Origin of the sequence: Caproicibacter sp., from assembly GCF_046707225.1 — a bacterium.
Taxonomy (GTDB): Bacteria; Bacillota; Clostridia; order Oscillospirales; family Acutalibacteraceae; genus Caproicibacter.
On the sequence record NZ_JBJKOP010000020.1, the window covers coordinates 35081 to 51700 of the forward strand.

At 54.2% G+C, this 16620-nt stretch carries 19 protein-coding genes and 1 riboswitch; all 19 genes read left to right on the forward strand.

Features of this window, described 5'->3' with window-relative positions; genetic code table 11:
• Positions 1–9: 9 nt before the first annotated feature.
• The 19 genes from ffh (at position 10) to murG (ending at position 16619) form a co-directional block, all read left to right on the forward strand.
• A complete protein-coding gene (ffh, locus tag ACLQ3M_RS03195; RefSeq protein ID WP_156990151.1) occupies positions 10–1338 on the forward strand; it encodes a signal recognition particle protein in 1329 nt (442 codons plus the stop codon).
• A 62-nt stretch (positions 1339–1400) separates the two neighbouring features.
• A complete protein-coding gene (gene rpsP, locus ACLQ3M_RS03200) occupies positions 1401–1643 on the forward strand; it encodes a 30S ribosomal protein S16 (protein ID WP_066647822.1) in 243 nt (80 codons plus the stop codon).
• A gap of 21 nt (positions 1644–1664) precedes the next feature.
• A complete protein-coding gene (locus ACLQ3M_RS03205) occupies positions 1665–1898 on the forward strand; it encodes a KH domain-containing protein (RefSeq protein ID WP_066647820.1) in 234 nt (77 codons plus the stop codon).
• A gap of 65 nt (positions 1899–1963) precedes the next feature.
• Positions 1964–2060, forward strand: a riboswitch (THF riboswitch).
• A 57-nt stretch (positions 2061–2117) separates the two neighbouring features.
• Positions 2118–2663, forward strand: a complete 546-nt coding sequence (locus tag ACLQ3M_RS03210) for a folate family ECF transporter S component (RefSeq protein WP_411676264.1) — start codon at positions 2118–2120, stop codon at positions 2661–2663.
• A gap of 22 nt (positions 2664–2685) precedes the next feature.
• Complete coding sequence (gene rimM / locus ACLQ3M_RS03215) at positions 2686–3201, forward strand: ribosome maturation factor RimM (RefSeq protein ID WP_411676265.1); 516 nt, start codon at positions 2686–2688, stop codon at positions 3199–3201.
• On the forward strand, positions 3191–3940 hold the full coding sequence (gene trmD / locus ACLQ3M_RS03220) for a tRNA (guanosine(37)-N1)-methyltransferase TrmD (RefSeq protein ID WP_411676266.1): 750 nt from the start codon (positions 3191–3193) through the stop codon (positions 3938–3940). Before rimM ends, trmD begins: the two co-directional genes overlap by 11 nt.
• Positions 3941–4312: 372 nt before the next feature.
• Positions 4313–4576, forward strand: a complete 264-nt coding sequence (locus ACLQ3M_RS03225) for an HPr family phosphocarrier protein (RefSeq protein ID WP_066647806.1) — start codon at positions 4313–4315, stop codon at positions 4574–4576.
• An 86-nt stretch (positions 4577–4662) separates the two neighbouring features.
• The gene (gene uvrC, locus ACLQ3M_RS03230; RefSeq protein ID WP_411676267.1) at positions 4663–6522 is read left to right on the forward strand and encodes an excinuclease ABC subunit UvrC; all 1860 of its coding nucleotides are present in this window, start codon (positions 4663–4665) and stop codon (positions 6520–6522) included.
• Between the two features lie 56 nt (positions 6523–6578).
• Positions 6579–7124: a 16S rRNA (guanine(966)-N(2))-methyltransferase RsmD gene (rsmD, locus tag ACLQ3M_RS03235; protein WP_411676268.1), complete on the forward strand. Its 546-nt coding sequence runs from the start codon at positions 6579–6581 to the stop codon at positions 7122–7124.
• A 3-nt stretch (positions 7125–7127) separates the two neighbouring features.
• Positions 7128–7622 (forward strand): pantetheine-phosphate adenylyltransferase, encoded by a 495-nt coding sequence (coaD, locus tag ACLQ3M_RS03240; protein ID WP_411676269.1) that lies wholly within the window; start codon positions 7128–7130, stop codon positions 7620–7622.
• Positions 7619–8089 carry an ATPase gene (locus ACLQ3M_RS03245; protein ID WP_411676270.1) on the forward strand — a complete coding sequence of 157 codons (471 nt, stop codon included), beginning with the start codon at positions 7619–7621 and terminating at the stop codon, positions 8087–8089. The genes coaD and ACLQ3M_RS03245 overlap by 4 nt, the downstream gene beginning before the upstream one ends.
• 224 nt (positions 8090–8313) lie before the next feature.
• Complete coding sequence (mraZ, locus tag ACLQ3M_RS03250; RefSeq protein WP_066647800.1) at positions 8314–8733, forward strand: division/cell wall cluster transcriptional repressor MraZ; 420 nt, start codon at positions 8314–8316, stop codon at positions 8731–8733.
• 12 nt (positions 8734–8745) lie between these two features.
• A complete protein-coding gene (rsmH, locus tag ACLQ3M_RS03255; protein ID WP_411676271.1) occupies positions 8746–9693 on the forward strand; it encodes a 16S rRNA (cytosine(1402)-N(4))-methyltransferase RsmH in 948 nt (315 codons plus the stop codon).
• Between the two features lie 2 nt (positions 9694–9695).
• Complete coding sequence (locus tag ACLQ3M_RS03260; protein ID WP_411676273.1) at positions 9696–10190, forward strand: hypothetical protein; 495 nt, start codon at positions 9696–9698, stop codon at positions 10188–10190.
• A 149-nt stretch (positions 10191–10339) separates the two neighbouring features.
• Positions 10340–12550, forward strand: a complete 2211-nt coding sequence (locus ACLQ3M_RS03265; protein WP_411676274.1) for a penicillin-binding transpeptidase domain-containing protein — start codon at positions 10340–10342, stop codon at positions 12548–12550.
• Between the two features lie 21 nt (positions 12551–12571).
• Positions 12572–13129, forward strand: coding sequence for a hypothetical protein (locus ACLQ3M_RS03270; protein WP_411676275.1), 558 nt, complete (start codon positions 12572–12574; stop codon positions 13127–13129).
• A gap of 14 nt (positions 13130–13143) precedes the next feature.
• Positions 13144–14151, forward strand: coding sequence for a phospho-N-acetylmuramoyl-pentapeptide-transferase (gene mraY, locus ACLQ3M_RS03275; protein WP_411676276.1), 1008 nt, complete (start codon positions 13144–13146; stop codon positions 14149–14151).
• 107 nt (positions 14152–14258) lie between these two features.
• Complete coding sequence (locus ACLQ3M_RS03280; RefSeq protein ID WP_411676300.1) at positions 14259–15470, forward strand: FtsW/RodA/SpoVE family cell cycle protein; 1212 nt, start codon at positions 14259–14261, stop codon at positions 15468–15470.
• 18 nt (positions 15471–15488) lie between these two features.
• The gene (gene murG / locus ACLQ3M_RS03285; RefSeq protein ID WP_411676277.1) at positions 15489–16619 is read left to right on the forward strand and encodes an undecaprenyldiphospho-muramoylpentapeptide beta-N-acetylglucosaminyltransferase; all 1131 of its coding nucleotides are present in this window, start codon (positions 15489–15491) and stop codon (positions 16617–16619) included.
• Position 16620 lies beyond the last annotated feature (1 nt).

Here is a 16620-nt window from a genome sequence, read left to right on the forward strand (position 1 = left end):
GGAACCGTTTTGGCGTTTGAAAATCTATCGGAAAAACTTTCGGCGGCGTTCAAGCGCCTGCGCTCCAAGGGCAAGCTCAATGAGTCGGATGTGAAGGAAGCCATGCGGGAGGTCCGTCTGGCTCTTCTGGAGGCGGACGTCAACTACAAGGTTGCAAAGGACTTTGTCGCAAAGGTGAGCGAGCGCGCCGTAGGAAACGAGGTCATGGAAAGCCTGACTCCGGCGCAGATGGTCATTAAGATTGTCAACGAAGAGCTGACGGCTTTGATGGGCGGTGGGGAAACCCGGCTGAACAGCCCGTCATCCCCGCCGGCGGTCGTGCTTTTCTGCGGGCTGCAGGGTTCCGGTAAAACGACCCACGCCGCGAAGCTGGCGCTGATGCTGAAAAATCAGGGCCACCGTCCGCTTCTGGTCGCGTGCGACGTTTACCGCCCTGCCGCGATTCAGCAGCTGCAGGTTCTGGGAAGCCAGGCGGGCGTGCCCGTGTTCGAACAGGGGGCCGGCGACCCGGTGAAAATCAGCCGGGAGGCCGTGAAGCACGCAAAGGACTACGGCAATGACTTTGTCCTGATCGACACCGCCGGACGTCTGCAGATTGACGAGGCTCTGATGGACGAGCTTCGCCGAATCAAGGAAGCGGTTCCTCCCACCGATATCCTGCTGGTTGTGGATGCCATGACCGGTCAGGAAGCGGTCAACGTGGCGAAATCGTTTCATGAGCTTCTCGATATCACGGGCGTGGTCCTGACCAAGCTGGACGGCGACGCGAGAGGCGGCGCCGCGCTTTCGGTGCGCGCCGTGACCGGCAGGCCGATCAAATTCGCCGGCATCGGTGAAAAGCTCTCGGACCTTGAGGTATTCCATCCGGACCGCATGGCGTCCCGCATTCTGGGAATGGGCGACGTGCTTACTCTCATTGAGGATGCCCAGAAGAATCTGGACCAGAAGGCTGCCCAAAAAGCTGCGGAAAAGATGATGCAGAATCGGATGGATCTGAACGACCTGCTCGACCAGATTCGCCAGATGAAGAAGATGGGGCCGATTCAGGATGTTCTGAACAAGATGCCGGGGATGGGCCAGCAGCTCAAGGATGTGCAGATCGACGACCGGCAGATTGACCGGACGGAGGCGATCCTGCTTTCCATGACGCCGCAGGAACGCGAGAAGCCGGAGCTGATGAACCCGTCGCGCAAGAGGCGCATCGCCGCGGGGAGCGGCATGAAGGTGGAAGATGTCAACCGGCTTTTAAAGCAGTTTGAGCAGACCCGCAAGCTGATGAAGCAGTTTAAGAAAAAAGGCATGCGCCGGCGTTTTGCCGGGATGGGACTGCCGTTTTAATTTAAATTCACCCGGCTTTCGGGCCGGTGAAGATAGATGCAAGGTTCGTGGAGGTGAAATAAATGTCAGTAAAAATCAGACTTCGCAGAATGGGCGCCAAGAAGGCTCCGTTCTACCGCATTGTTGTGGCGGATTCCCGTTTTCCGCGCGACGGACGTTTTATCGAGGAGATCGGATATTACAATCCGCTTGAGGAGCCGTCCGTTGTAAAGGTTGACGCTGAAAAAGCCAAGGCCTGGATCGCTAACGGTGCTCAGCCCACCGATACCGTTAAGGTTCTGTTCAAAAAACACGGTGTGCTTTAAGAAACAGGGAGGTGCCTTGTCATGAGGGAACTGCTGTTATCTATTGCTCAGGGCCTTGTCGAGGCCCCGGAACTCGTCCGCGTGGACGCTGACGAACCGTCTGAGGACGGAACGGTCGTGTATCATCTTCATGTCGCCGAAAACGACATGGGCCGGGTGATTGGCAGGCAGGGGCGGATTGCAAAGGCGATCCGCGTCGTGATGAGGGCTGCCGCAACCCGGGACGGCAGCAAGGTCGCCGTGGAAATCGACTGATTCGGTTCTTCGGCTTTCGTTCCTTCAGGCCCGGTCTTTTTTCGCGGGCCTGACAAAATTTAGAATGCAGAGTAGAATTTTGCGCGTTAAGTGCCGCCTGGACAGGGAGTTGCCAGACGGACGAAAAGGAAACTTGCGGTGCAGAGTTCGCATCCCGCTGCTACATAGTTTGGGGGAAACCTCCTTTATGTAGCATGAATACAAAAGGAGGTCTTTTCTATGAAGAATTTTTTTAACTCCGTCAAACTATCCAACGGACGCAGCGGCGTCATGACTCTTGCCGCATGCGGCATGCTGCTCGCTCTCGACGTCATCCTCGGGATGTTCACTCTCAACCTGTCTCCAATTCTGAAGGTCGGGTTTTCATTCCTTTCGGTCGCGGCCGCAGGCATGCTGTTCGGCCCGATGGCCGGCGGAACGGTCGGCGCTCTTGGCGACATCATTTCTTATTTTATCAATCCGACGGGCCCCTATTTTCCCGGTTTTACGCTGAACGCTTTTCTGTCGGGGGCCGTCTACGGCTGGTTCCTTTACAAAAAGCCGGTTACTCTGCTCAGGTCTGTTCTTGCCAAAATTGCCGTAACGGTGCTCGTCAGCCTTTGCCTGAACCCCCTGTGGCTTTCCATTCTCTACTCAAAAGCATTTTTTGTCGTCCTCTCGGCCCGCATCGTCACCAATCTGATTCTGCTGCCGATCGACGTTTTGCTGCTGTTCGGCCTTATGAAAGTCATGGAAAAGGAACCGTTGTTTCATATGAAAAAATGAATCTTTATTTTTTGGAGGAGTTATGCAGAAGAAATATCTGGAAGCTGGCAAAATTGTGGGTACGCACGGCATCAAGGGTGAACTCCGTGTTCAGCCATGGTGCGATTCCGCCGAATTTCTGACGCGCTTTTCCACTCTTTATCTGGAAGCGGGAAATGCTCCCGTGCACGTGCTTTCCTCCCGCGTGCATAAGGAGCTCCTGCTGATGGTGCTGGAGGGAGTGGATTCGGTCGAAAAAGCGGACACCTACCGCAACAAAGTCCTGTATCTTGACAGAAACGACGTCACGCTTCCGGACGGCCGCTATTTTATGCAGGATCTGGTCGGGCTGGATGTTTACGACGCGGATACGTTTCTGTATTACGGGACGCTGACCCGCGTGCTTCGCACCGGTGCCAACGACGTTTATCAGATCACCGCGCAGGACCATAAAAATTACCTGATTCCGGCGGTCCCGGAGTTTATTCTGGGGATCGATCTGGAGAAGGGGAAAATGATGATCCGCCCGATCAAGGGGATTTTTGACGATGAGGATTGACCTTCTGACGCTTTTTCCGGAAATGTGCGAAGCCGTGATGGCGGAGAGCATCATCGGCCGGGCCCGCAAAAAGGGCGCGGTGCAGGTCTGCTGCCATCAGATCAGGAATTATGCGCTGGACAAGCACAGCACGGTGGACGATTCCCCGTTCGGCGGGGGAATGGGAATGCTTTTAAAAGCGGAGCCGATCGCGCTGTGTATGGACGACCTGATTGCGCATCTGGGGAAGAAGCCGCACACCGTTTATCTTTCACCGCAGGGGAAAACCCTGACGCAGCGCCGGGCAGCGGAGCTTTCGGAGCTGGACGGATTGGTGCTTCTCTGCGGGCATTACGAAGGCGTGGACGAGCGCGTTCTGGAAGCTTACGCGGATGAGGAGATTTCCGCGGGGGATTACGTCGTAACGGGCGGGGAACTGCCCGCGCTGATTTTGGCGGACGCCGTCTGCCGCATGGTTCCCGGTGTTTTGTCGGACGCGGAATGCTTTCAGGAAGAAAGCCATTTTCACTCCCTGCTGGAGTACCCCCAGTATACCCGTCCGGCAAACTGGCGCGGGCGGCAGGCGCCGGAGGTTTTGCTCAGCGGGAACCACGGCCTTGTCCGCCGCTGGCGCAGGGAGCAGTCACTGGAGCGAACGGCGAAAAAGCGCCCGGAGCTTCTCGCAGCCGCGGACCTGACGGAGGAGGACCGAAGGTTTCTGGTTTCCCTTTCGAATCATATCGAAAAAGAAACATCTTAAATCTTTCGCATAGAATAGGAAAAGCGTGTTCACACGGCCGTCTGCCCGGTTGGAGGTTTCCGCTCTTTTCGAAGCTCCGTTTTCGAAAGGTCGGTTCGTTTGATAAAAATTCTGTTTTAGATCCGCGTTTTTCAGGCTTTGTGAACATGTTAGGGCGGGACAATCGGCAGACAGAACAAAAACTTTCAACATTTACGTCATAATGCACAAATGAGCCTTTGCGTGAGACTCACCGTTGGGCAATCAATCCAAAGTTTTTGATTAACGTTGACGGCCCGTCCAAACGTGCTATAATATATGTGGTGACGAATAATATCGTGTTCTGTTTTCGGAATGCCTTCGGATACGATTTTGTGTAGGAGTGGATTTAGAATGTATGTGAAAGAAGTTCTGGTTCAGAATCAGGTGGGCCTGCATGCCCGTCCGGCAACTTTTTTTATTCAAAAGGCAAATGAATATAAATCTTCCATCTGGGTGGAAAAAGAGGAAAGACGCGTTAACGCGAAAAGCCTTTTGGGGGTTCTTTCCCTTGGAATCGTCGGCGGGACGAATATTAAAATTATCGCGGACGGGTCCGATGAGCAAGAGGCTGTGGACGGCTTGGTTCAGCTGGTGCAGTCCGGTTTCTCCGAATAAACAGTTGAAACATATGGCACCGCTTGATGGCGGTGCTTTTTCTTTTTTGTATTGGTATGGGCGGAAGCGGGAAAGGAGGAGCGGCGGTGTTGACCGAGCAGGAAAAGCATAAAAAGGAGCTCAGGGCCCGGGCCATGAGACTGCCTTTGAGTCCGGGCGTTTACCTGATGCACGATAAAACCGGGAAAATTATTTATGTCGGAAAGGCCAAGGCGCTGAAAAACCGGGTCAGCCAGTATTTCGGCTCCGAAAAAAATCATGACGACAAGGTGCGCCGCATGGTGGCGAACGTGGATACGTTCGAGTACATTTTGACAGACAGCGAATTTGAGGCGCTTGTCTTGGAATGCAGTCTGATTAAACAATACTCTCCCAAATACAACATTTTGCTGAAGGACGACAAAGGGTACCATTACATTCGGGTCAGCTCCGGTCCGTGGCCGAAAATTTCGGAAGCGAAACAGGTTGTCGACGACGGAGCGGAATATATCGGGCCGTATGTAAGCTCCTGGTCCGTCAAGCAGTCGGTGGACGAGGCGCTGAAGATTTTTCGCCTGCCTTCCTGCACCAGAAAATTCCCTCAGGATATCGGAAAAGGCCGACCGTGCCTGAATTTTTACATTAAACAGTGCTGTGCCCCATGCAGGGGAAAAATCAGCGAGTCCGAATACCGCGAGTACGTTTCGGAAGCCCTGGAGTTTCTTCGCGGCGGCAGTGCCAAAAGCATTCGCGCCTTAACGGAGAGAATGGACGAGGCCGCGGAAAACCTGGAATTTGAGCGCGCCGCGCGGCTGCGCGACAGAATCGCCGCGATTCGCAAGATGAGCGACCGGCAAAAGGTGGTCGCTTCCCGCGTAAAGGAGCAGGATGTGATCGCGCTGACGCAGGGGACTGAAAAAAGCTGTTTTGAAGTGTTCCGTTTTCAGAATGGAAGGCTGTGTGACAGGGAAACCTTTCTGATGGGGGAAACCGGAAAAGCGAAAGAGGCGCGAAGCGAATTTCTCGAACGGTATTACTCCATGCGCGACAGAATCCCGCCGCGCGTCTCGCTGGACGGACCGGCGGAAAACGAGGAGCTGCTGTCCCAGTGGCTGACTGAAAAAGCGGGCAGAAAAGTTACGATTACGGTTCCGCAGAAGGGGGAACAGGCGCAGCTGGTTGAAATGTGCCGCAGCAACGCGGCGGAGCAGCTTGCCCAGAAGACGGGGCGTACCGGGCGGGAGGCTTCGGCGCTGGACGAACTTGCGCGTCTGCTCGGCCTGCCGGAACCGCCGGCCTACATTGAATCCTATGATATTTCAAATCTTGCCGGCGGGGAAAATGTGGCGGGCATGGTTGTGTTTGAAAACGGCAGGCCGCTTCGGTCCGCCTACCGCAAGTTTAAAATCCGGACGGTTGTCGGGCAGGACGATTACGCTTCCCTGCGGGAGGTACTGTCCCGCAGGCTGGAAGAATACGAAAAAAACAGGGAATCCGGCGAGGGATTCGGCCGTTTGCCCGATCTGATCCTGCTGGACGGCGGGAAGGGACAGATTTCCGCCGTGAGGCCGGTTTTAGAGGAGGCGGGGCTTCCGATTCCTCTCTTCGGCATGGTCAAGGACGACAGGCACCGTACCCGCGCGATTGCGAAGGACGGCGGAGAAATTGCAATCAGCTCCAATCGGAGCGCGTTCACGCTGGTTTCTTCCATTCAGGAGGAGGTCCACCGGTTCGCCATTGGGTATCACCGGCAGGTGAGGAAGAAAAATTCCATTTCCTCTTCGCTGACCGCCGTGGAAGGAATCGGACCCGCGCGCGCGAAAGCGCTGCTCAAACATTTCAGAACGGTTGCCGCCGTGCGGAACGCGACGACGGAGGAACTTTCCGCGGCGCCGGGAATGACAAAACCGGCGGCCCGGAAAGTCTATTCCGCGTTTCATCCGGAGGAACCCGCCCGGACCGATTGACAGAACCGCCGGTTCATGGGATAATAAAAACCAAGTCGGATTAAGGTGGAGAAACTATGAGAGTCATTACCGGTTCCGCCCGGGGAAAGCGGCTGTCCGTTTGTACGGGCGGCGCCGTTCGGCCAACTCCGGATCGGGTCAAGGAAGCATTGTTCAGTATTATTCAGTTTCAGGTGGAAGGCAGGCGCGTGCTTGACCTGTTTGCGGGTTCCGGGCAGCTGGGCATCGAGGCCCTGAGCCGTGGTGCGCGGGAAGCCGTCTTTGTCGACGCGGCCAGCCAGCCCGCCGCGGTTGTTGCAAAAAATCTGGAGAGCACGGGACTTTCGGACCGGGCAAAGGTGAAGCGTATGGATTTCGCCTCTTACCTTGCGGGGGACTGCGGCGTTTTCGACCTTGCTTTTCTGGATCCACCCTACCGCACGGGACTTTTGCAGCGCGCAATTCCTCTTGTTGCCGGGCGGATGAATCCAGGCGGTACGATTATCTGCGAAAACCCGACGGACGAAGCACTTCCGGAATCGGCCGGCGATTTTATCCGCGGCCGTTCTTACAGATACGGAAAAATTGCGCTGACCCTATATAAACACAAGGACGTGACATAAGCCGTGAAAACAGCGATTTGTCCTGGCAGTTTCGATCCTGTTACGCTTGGGCACATGGATATTATCAATCGCGCAAGAAAACTCTTTGACCATACGATTGTTGCCGTTCTGGTCAACCCGGAAAAACACACCGCTTTTACGGTGGAAGAACGAATCAGTATGTTGGAGCGTTGTACCCGGGACATGGACGACGTGGAAGTCGTCGGGTTTGACGGACTGATTGCGGATTATGCGCGGATCCGGGACGCCGCCGCGATTGTGAAGGGACTTCGCGCGATGTCTGACTTTGAATATGAATTTCAGATGGCTCTTTTCAATAAAAAGCTGAATCCCGAACTGGAAACGATCTATCTCAATACAACGGCGGAAAACATGTTTTTAAGCTCCAGCGGAGTCAAACAGGTCGCCTGCTTCGGCGGCGATATTTCCAATTTTGTACCGGAATGTATTTTGCAGGACATCGAACAGCGTTTGTGCGCAGGAGGAAAACGGAAATGAGCGTAGACGACTTAATTAACGAACTCTATGATATGGTAGACAAAGCCTGGAGCCTGCCGCTGAGCCGGGGACGCGCGGTTCTTGACGGCGAAGAGGTCAAGCAGGTGCTGGATGAAATTCGGGAAAACATGCCGAAAGAGATCCGGCAGGCCAAGGCAATCGTGGCGGACCGGACCCAGATTCTTGACGATGCCCGGCGGGAAGCGGAGACCGTTTTGCACGTGGCACAGGAACGCGCGAAGGCGCTGATCGCGCAGGATGAGATCGTCAGGCAGGCCCAGCAAAGGGCAAATGAAATTACAGCGCAGTCCCAGACCAAGGTGCGGGAAATGCGCAAAGCCAGCAACGATTATATTGACGACCTGATGAAACGCACCGACGACGGCCTTTCGCAGATCCTTGCAGAATTGAGGCGGACCAGGCAGAACATACGGGCCTCCCAAAGGCAAAATGGAACAGATTCATAAAAAAGGAAAATTTTTACGCCACAAGATTTTGTGGCGTTTTTTTTATGGGTGAAAAGCTGATACAAAATATTTGAATAAATATCTACCCGTAATTGACATAATGCAAAAAATCAGTTGCATTTTTTTATGAGTTACGATATAATCAGAACAAAGTGGTGAAAGGTGGGGGCAAGTAGCAGAATGTGGATTCGTATTCCGCATTTGCCCCGGCAGAGAGGATCGTCATGTTGATCGGAGAGTACCAGCATTCCATAGACCTGAAAGGGCGTGTGATTGTTCCGGCCAGATTCCGAGAGGATCTGGGGGATAATTTCTATGTCACCAAGGGACTTGACGGCTGCCTCTTTGTCCTTTCACCGGCGGAATGGAACCGGCTTCAGGAAAAGATCAGCGCCATGCCGATCTCAAAAGCGCGGGGACTTCAGCGCTTTTTCTTTTCCGGCGCCGTTGAAGCGCAGCCGGACCGTCAGGGGCGTGTCCTCTTGCCGCAGACGCTCCGCGATTATGCCGGCCTGGAAAAAGACGTTACCTTTATCGGCGCTTCCAGCAGAGCGGAAATCTGGGATACCGAACGCTGGACAAGCTTCAACTCCACTTTGACTCAGGACAACATCGCGGAAGCGATGGATCTTTTGGAACTGTAAAGAGGCGCGGCGATGGAATTCTATCATAAACCCGTATTGTTTGACGAGACAATTAAAAGTCTGGACATTCGTCCGGACGGGATTTATATTGACGGAACGGCCGGCGGCGGCGGGCACTCCCTCGCGATTGCGAAATGCCTGACCACCGGCAGGCTGCTGGCGCTCGATCAGGACCCGGACGCGGTTCAGGCGGCGGGCGACCGCCTGAAGGACTATCCCTGTGCGACGGTTTACCACACCAATTTTTCCCGCATGGACGAAGCGGCTGAAAAATTCGGTCTGGTACCGGTGGATGGGGTTCTTCTCGACATCGGCGTTTCGTCCTTTCAGTTCGATAATCCGGAACGGGGGTTTTCTTACCACGCCGACGCTCCCCTGGATATGAGAATGAGCCGGGAGGGCGTATCCGCGCGGGACCTGGTCAACACCCTGCCCGAGCGTGATCTTGAGAATATTTTGCGCAGGTATGGGGAAGAGAGCAGCGCCCGAAGAATCGCGGCGGGAATTGTCAGGGCGAGGGAACAGTCGCCGATCGAGACAACTCTTCAGCTTGCCGATATTGTCAAAGAGTCCGTACCCGCCGCGGTGCGCCGGAAACCGGGGCATCCGGCCCGCAAAACCTTTCAGGCTCTGCGGATTAAGGTGAACGGCGAACTGGACAGGCTTTCGGAAGGTCTGGACGCGGCGTTTTCAATCCTCAAGCCGGGCGGTCGTTTGGCGGTTATCACGTTTCACTCGCTGGAGGACCGTATTGTAAAAAAAAGAATGGCGGAATGGTGTTCCGGATGTACCTGTCCGCCGGATTTTCCGGTATGCGTATGCGGAAAGAAGCCGCGGGCGGAGTTGATTTATAAAAAGGGCCTGTCTCCCACGGAGCAGGAACTGGAAGAGAACCCAAGAAGCCGCAGCGCGCGGCTCAGAGTCTGTAAAAAGCTTGAAGAAACGAAAGGGGCGGAATAAGAATGGCAGCCAGCAACACAGCATACGATTTTGGAATGTTTGAACCAAAACGCCGGGAAGTACAGGAACCGGCGCGGCAGAATAACGTCATTGAGCTTCCGCGGGAACGGCTGGAGGAAAATCGCCGGCCCAAGCGCAGCATTTTAAAAATGCTGCCTACGATCCTTTCTTTTCTGATTATTGCCGGTATGGCCGGCGCATATATCTATGGGCAGGTGCAGCTGGCGGAGTTGTCGGATTCCCTTGGCGTGGTTACGAAACAGCTTTCGGAAGACCAGAGCGTTTACACGCAGATGAAAATGAAGTCGGAGGCGCAGACCTCTCTTCAATCGGTCGAAAACTATGCTTCGGATCAGCTCGGCATGGAAAAAGTGAATCGGAATCAGATTGAAAACGTCACTCTTGCCGCCGGTGATAAAACGCAGGTCTTACTGCCGGCACAAAACGGGAGCTGGTTTTCAGAACTGATCGGTTCGATCCGCCGTTTTCTGTCATAAAGGGGCCGGTTTTCCAATATGTATTAATAGCGCGACCGGGGCGCCTGTGGGAATCTTCCGCTGTTCGATAGAAGGAGAGTTAAGAAAAAGTTCTTGACTCTCATTTTTGATTCAGATCTGTTTTTTTCAGGCAATTGGAGGAACATGGGATGGCAAAAGGGACGACCGTAAGAATGTGGCACCGAACGGTGTTTGTTTTGCTGATGATGATAATTGCCGGATTTGGGGCTGTGATCTTCAGCCTGGTTCGGCTGCAGATTGTCGAGGGCGAAACCCTGAAAATGAGGGCTGTCGACAATCAGGTGAAGGACACGGTCCTGACCGCTCAGCGAGGAACGATCTATGACGGTAATATGAAGGTTCTGGCGCAGAGCGCCACTGTCTGGCAGGTTGTTCTGGAACCCGCCTATATCACCGATGACAACCGGGACCTGATTGCCACCGGGCTGGCGCAGATTCTGGGCATGGATAAGAATGTCATACTGGAACACACGAAGAAGAAAACATATTTTGACGTCATTAAACGCAAGGTGGAATCGGATGTCAAGGACAAGGTCGTGGCGTTTAAGGACAAAAACAATATTACGAACGGAATCCGCTTAATTGAGGATTATAAACGGTATTATCCCTACGGAACGCTGGCTTCCACCATACTCGGCTTTACAGGAACCGACAGTCAGGGCCTTTCCGGAATCGAAGCGGAATATGACAGCGAGCTGACCGGCGTTTCCGGCAAGCTGGTAACGGCGAAAAACGCGATCGGAACCGACATGCAGTACGATTATGAACAGGAAGTCCCGGCTCAGGACGGGAACAGCCTGGTCCTGACCGTAGACGAGGTCGTACAGCAGATTCTGGAAAAGAACCTGGAAGAAGGCCTTGTTAACAATAAAGTTCAGAACCGCGGCTGCGCAATCATCATGAATGTCAAAACCGGCGGCATTATCGCCATGGCGGTCAAGGGGGATTTCGACCCCAACAACCCGTTCACCATAGCCGACAAGACGGTGGCGGATCAGATCGCGAAGATGCCCGACGGAGAGGCAAAGACGAAGGCCCTTCGGGAGGCTCAGCAGGCCCAGTGGCGAAACAAATGCGTCAGCGATACTTACCAGCCCGGCTCCGTGTTCAAGATGATTACAGGCTCGGCCGCGATGGAAGAGGGCCTGGTGACCGAAACTACGCAGTTCAGCTGCCCCGGCTACCTGACGATCGGCGGAAAGCAGATCCACGACTGGCGGCGCAGCGGCTTCGGCAGCCTGACTTTCGCGCAGGGAATCTGTCAATCCAGCAACGTTGTGTTTATGAAAGTCGGCGCGCTCCTGGGGCCGAATCTGTTCTACAAATATTTCGATGCGTTTGGGTTTACCGCAAAAACCGGCATCGATCTGCCCGGCGAATCCCGCAGCATCTATTATACGGCGGCCCAGCTGACGCCGATCAACCTCGCCATCGAATCTTTCGGCCAGAGTTTTACCATTACGCCGATTCAGATGATTACCGCCTGCGCGGCGGTGGCGAACGGGGGCTATCTGGTAAAACCGCATGTTGTGGACCGGATTCTGGACAGCGACGGGAATATTGTCAAGTCTGCCGACACCACGCCGAAACGCCAGGTGGTCTCCAACGACACATCAAAACGGATCAGCGCGATTCTGCGGCAGGACGCCACAACAGGGACGGCGAAAAGCGGTTATATTCCCGGCTACCGGGTCGCCGGCAAAACGGGGACTTCCGAAAAACAGGAAATCAAGACAAGTAAGGAGTACATCGCGTCTTACTGCGGGTTCGCACCCGCGGACGATCCTCAGATTGCCATGCTGGTTTTTTATGACGAGCCGCACGGAAACAGTTATTACGGCAGCTATGTTTCCGGCCCGGTTTTTCTGAAAACGATGTCTGAAATTCTGCCGTACCTCGGCGTGGAACCGAAATACACGGAGGAAGAAATGGCAAAGCTCGATGCGTCCACACCGAATGTTGTGGGCCAGACGGTCGCGCAGGCGAAAAATAAAGTTTCCTCCGACGGCCTTACGCCTCAGATTTACGGCGACGGCGAAAAAGTGGTGTCACAGGTTCCCGAACCGGGAAAAAGCATCCCGAAGGGCGGAAGAGTGGTCCTGTTTACGGATCAGCAAAGTAAAGAGAAAACGGTCACCGTACCGGACCTTGTCGGGCTTTCGCTTTCACAGGCCAATGAACGCGCCTCCCAGTCGGGAATCAATATCAGTGTTTCCGGCGCCGCTTTAACAGGAACCGCAAACGCGGTGTCCAGCCTTCAGAGTGTTGCGGCGGGAACCAAGGTTGCGCCCGGAACAGTTGTTACGGTTTCGTTTATTGAACCCAATCATGTGGAATAATGAATGCAAAGGAGCGATTCGATGAAAAGCACGACGGACTGCGGTCATTGCACAAAAGCCGTCGCAATCGTTGAAAAGGATGGGCGCGCGGCCGCATTGCTGAAGAAAATTTTTCTGCATTGCGGCAGAGGGCATAACCTTGTTGTGGAATACGGCGACCCGCTGCCGCCCGTCGCGACAAAATCGGTGCTCCTCTTGTGCGGAGATACGGCTGAATTTGACCCGAGAGACTGGGCTGTCTGCGTCGTTGAGCGAGAGCTTTCGGACCGGGCTGTCGGTGCGGCCCGAACCATCACTTTTTCAATGGTGCGCAACGAAGCGGATTTCACTGCCCGCGACGTCCGCACGATTGCGAACGGAGACGTCGCCTTTGAAATTGTAGGCTTTGGGGTAATCGGCCGGGTGCGTCTCCCCGGCGGGGATCTTTCGGAAGTCTCCGGGGCACTGGCGGCCGCTTGTGCGGCCGTAGGCGCGGGAATTCCGTTTGCCGATGTCTTAACGGCACTGAACCAAAGGGAGCTTCAGGAGTCTTGCACCGACGGGCGCATGTATAAATCGCAAGGACAGTTTACAGAATAAAGGTGAATTGAAACATGAATTCTTTATGGACCTTGATCGCGGCGACAGTATCGTTTGGGATAACGGCGCTGCTGGGAAAATGGATGGTGCCGTTTTTGCACCGCGTGAATTTCGGCCAGACAATTCGTGACGTCGGACCGTCATGGCACCGAAAGAAAAACGGAACCCCGACGATGGGCGGCTTTCTGTTCATCGTCGGAATCGCTGCGGCTTCCGCGGTCTGTCTTTCCGCATATTACGGTTCGGAAGGGCTCAGCCAGACCAATCTTGCAATGAGAACCAAAATTGCGGGGGGTCTGCTGATGGCCTTCGGATTTGGTCTGATCGGCTTTTTTGACGATTATATCAAAGTGGTGAAAAAGAGAAATCTGGGCCTTACCGTCCGGCAGAAGCTGGTTCTTCAGTTTCTTGTGGCCGGGGCGTACCTTTATACCCTTTACAGGTTCGGCTCGGGTTCCGTTACGCTGATTCCCTTTTCCGGGGGCGTTGATCTGGGCCTGTGGTACTGGGTTCTGTCTCTTCTTGGAATCGTCGGGATGGTAAACGCCGTTAATTTTACGGACGGCATCGACGGTCTGAACGCTTCCGTCACTTTTTTCGCGTCCGCTTCCTTCATGGTGATTGCAGGCATTTTCAGGCTTGTTCCCGTGGGCATTGTTTCGGCGGCCGCCGCGGGAGGATGCCTGGGGTTTCTGGTATGGAACTTTAATCCCGCGAAAGTATTTATGGGGGATACCGGATCTCTGTTTCTGGGCGGACTTGTCTGCGCGCTTGGGTTTGACGTAAACGCGCCGATTCTGATTCTGCCGATCGGAATTATCTACCTCTGCGAAATCCTGTCCGTCGTTCTGCAGGTTCTGTATTTTAAGGCAACACACGGGAAGCGCCTGTTTAAGATGAGCCCCATTCATCATCATTTCGAGCTTTGCGGCTGGAGCGAAGTGAAAATCTGCTTTGTTTTCAGCGCCGTCACGGCGTTTTTCGGCGCGGTTTCCGTGCTGTTGGTGTTCTACGGTTTTTAATCTTTTCACAGGATACGACAGATTTGGCGGCGGCGATATGTTTCAATAGTATCTGATACGGGAAGGAGGGGACAATCATGGCACGAAACGAGGCTTCTGTAACGACCATGCCGCGGGGAGCCGCAAAACGCCCCGCCGGAGAAATTCGTGAAGCCACCTCTTACGGCAAAAAGGTCCGTAAGAAATTCCGTATCTTTTCGGTGCGTTCCGGCATGGATCTGCCTTTTTTGTTCCTTGTTCTGGTCCTGCTGATTATCGGGCTGATCATGATGTTTTCCGCCAGCTATGCAAACGCTTTTTACCGCCATAACGGGAACAGTTACTTTTTTATCAGCAAACAAGCGATTTTCGCCGTACTGGGCATATTTGTAATGATGGCCATTTCCTATTTTGACTATCATCATTTTCATGAATTCGCAATTCCGATTCTGTTGATTTCCTATGCGCTGCTTGTGTTGGTTCGGTTTATGCCGGCAATCAACGGAGTGCATCGCTGGATTAACGTTGGCCCATTGGGGCAGTTTCAGCCTTCCGAAATCGCCAAGTTCTCAATCGTTTTGATCTTTGCCCATCTGATATCACTGAACTTTAACCGGATGGGGACGTTCCGGTACGGCGTTTTGCCCTACGCGCTGATTTTGGGCATGACCGCTGCCCTGCTGATGTGGGAGCCCCACGTTTCCGCCACCGTTATCATTACGCTGCTGGGCGCTGTGATGCTGTTTATCGGCGGGGTGAAGCTTCGCTGGTTTGTCGGCGCGTTCAGCGTGATGGGGGCAGGAGTAGCCTATCTCGTCCTTTTTGCAAAGGAATACGCCTATGCGAGCGACCGCATCACCGCTTGGCTGGATCCTTTCTCCAACGCGACTCCGCAGCTGATCGCGGATACCTGGCAGACCCGGCAGTCGCTGTTCGCCATCGGTTCCGGCGGGCTGCTCGGCCTTGGGCTGGGCCAGTCGCGGCAGAAATTCCTGTACCTGCCGGAGCCGCAGAATGATTTTATCTTTGCCATTGTCTGCGAGGAGCTTGGTTTCATCGGCGCCCTGATTATTATTATTCTGTTTGCCATGCTGATCTGGCGCGGCATCACCATTTCTCTGAGGGCAAAAGACAAATTCGGCATGCTGCTCGGCATCGGGCTTGTGGTTCAGGTGGGTCTTCAGGTAATTCTGAACATCGCCGTTGTTACAAACACGATACCGAATACCGGAATCAGTCTGCCGTTTTTCAGTTACGGAGGCACTTCGCTTGTCATACTTCTGGCCGAAATGGGGATTGTTCTCTCCATCTCGCGAACGTCGGCCATTGAAAAAACGTAGAAGAACAGAGGGTTGAAAATGAGAATTCTTTTTGCCGGAGGGGGCACCGCCGGCCATATCAACCCGGCTCTCGCCATTGCCGGGTACATAAAGGAAAAGGAGCCGGACGCCCAAATTCTGTATGTGGGCGCGAAGGGCGGAATGGAAGAGCGCCTTGTGCCTTCCGCGGGATACGATTTCCGAAGCATCACGATTTCCGGCTTTCAGCGCAGTCTGAGCTTTCGGAATCTTGTTAAAAACGGAAAAACGGTGGCCCGCCTGTTTACTTCCACAGTGGAAGCCCGCCGCATTCTCCGCGAGTTTCACCCGGACATCTGCGTCGGCACGGGAGGATATGTTTCCGGGCCCGTCATCCGGGAAGCGATGCGTTTGGGGATTCCGTCCGTGATTCACGAGCAGAACGCGTTCCCGGGCGTAACCAATAAGATGCTGTCAAAGAAAGCCGACCGGACCATGCTCGCCGTCGCCGACGCGCAGAAACACCTCAGTCCCGCCGCAAGATGCGTCCTGACCGGAAATCCGGTCAGGCAGGAGGTGATCCGGACCGACCGGAAGGCGGCAAGGGCAAAGCTCGGGCTCGACAGCCGCCCGCTGATTCTTTCCTTCGGCGGAAGTCTGGGAGCGAGAAAAATCAATGAGGCTGTGGCGGAATTGCTGGTCCAAAGTGCCAAAAGCGGCCGTTACCAGCATATTCACGGATACGGTCAGTGGGGAAAATGGTTTCCCGACCTGCTTTTGGAAAAGGGCCTTGATGTTAAGGGCCGCAAAGAAATGGATATTCGGGAATATATCGGCAATATGCCGGACTGCCTGGCCGCCGCGGATCTCGTCATCTGCCGCGCCGGCGCGATTACCCTGAGCGAGCTTCAGGCGGTCGGCAGAGCGTCCATTTTGATTCCATCGCCGAATGTGGCGGAAAATCATCAGTTTCATAATGCAATGGCAATGGTTGACCGCGGCGCCGCTGAAATGATTGAAGAGAAAAATTTGACCGGCGAGGGACTGTGCCGAAAGGTACAGGAACTGTTTTCTCAGCAGGGAAAAATAGAGACACTTGCGGAAAATGCGAAAAAAATGGCAATTCCAGATTCCTGCGACAGAATCTACAGAATGATCCGTGAAATTCTGAACCAGCCTCCGGCTGATTGAG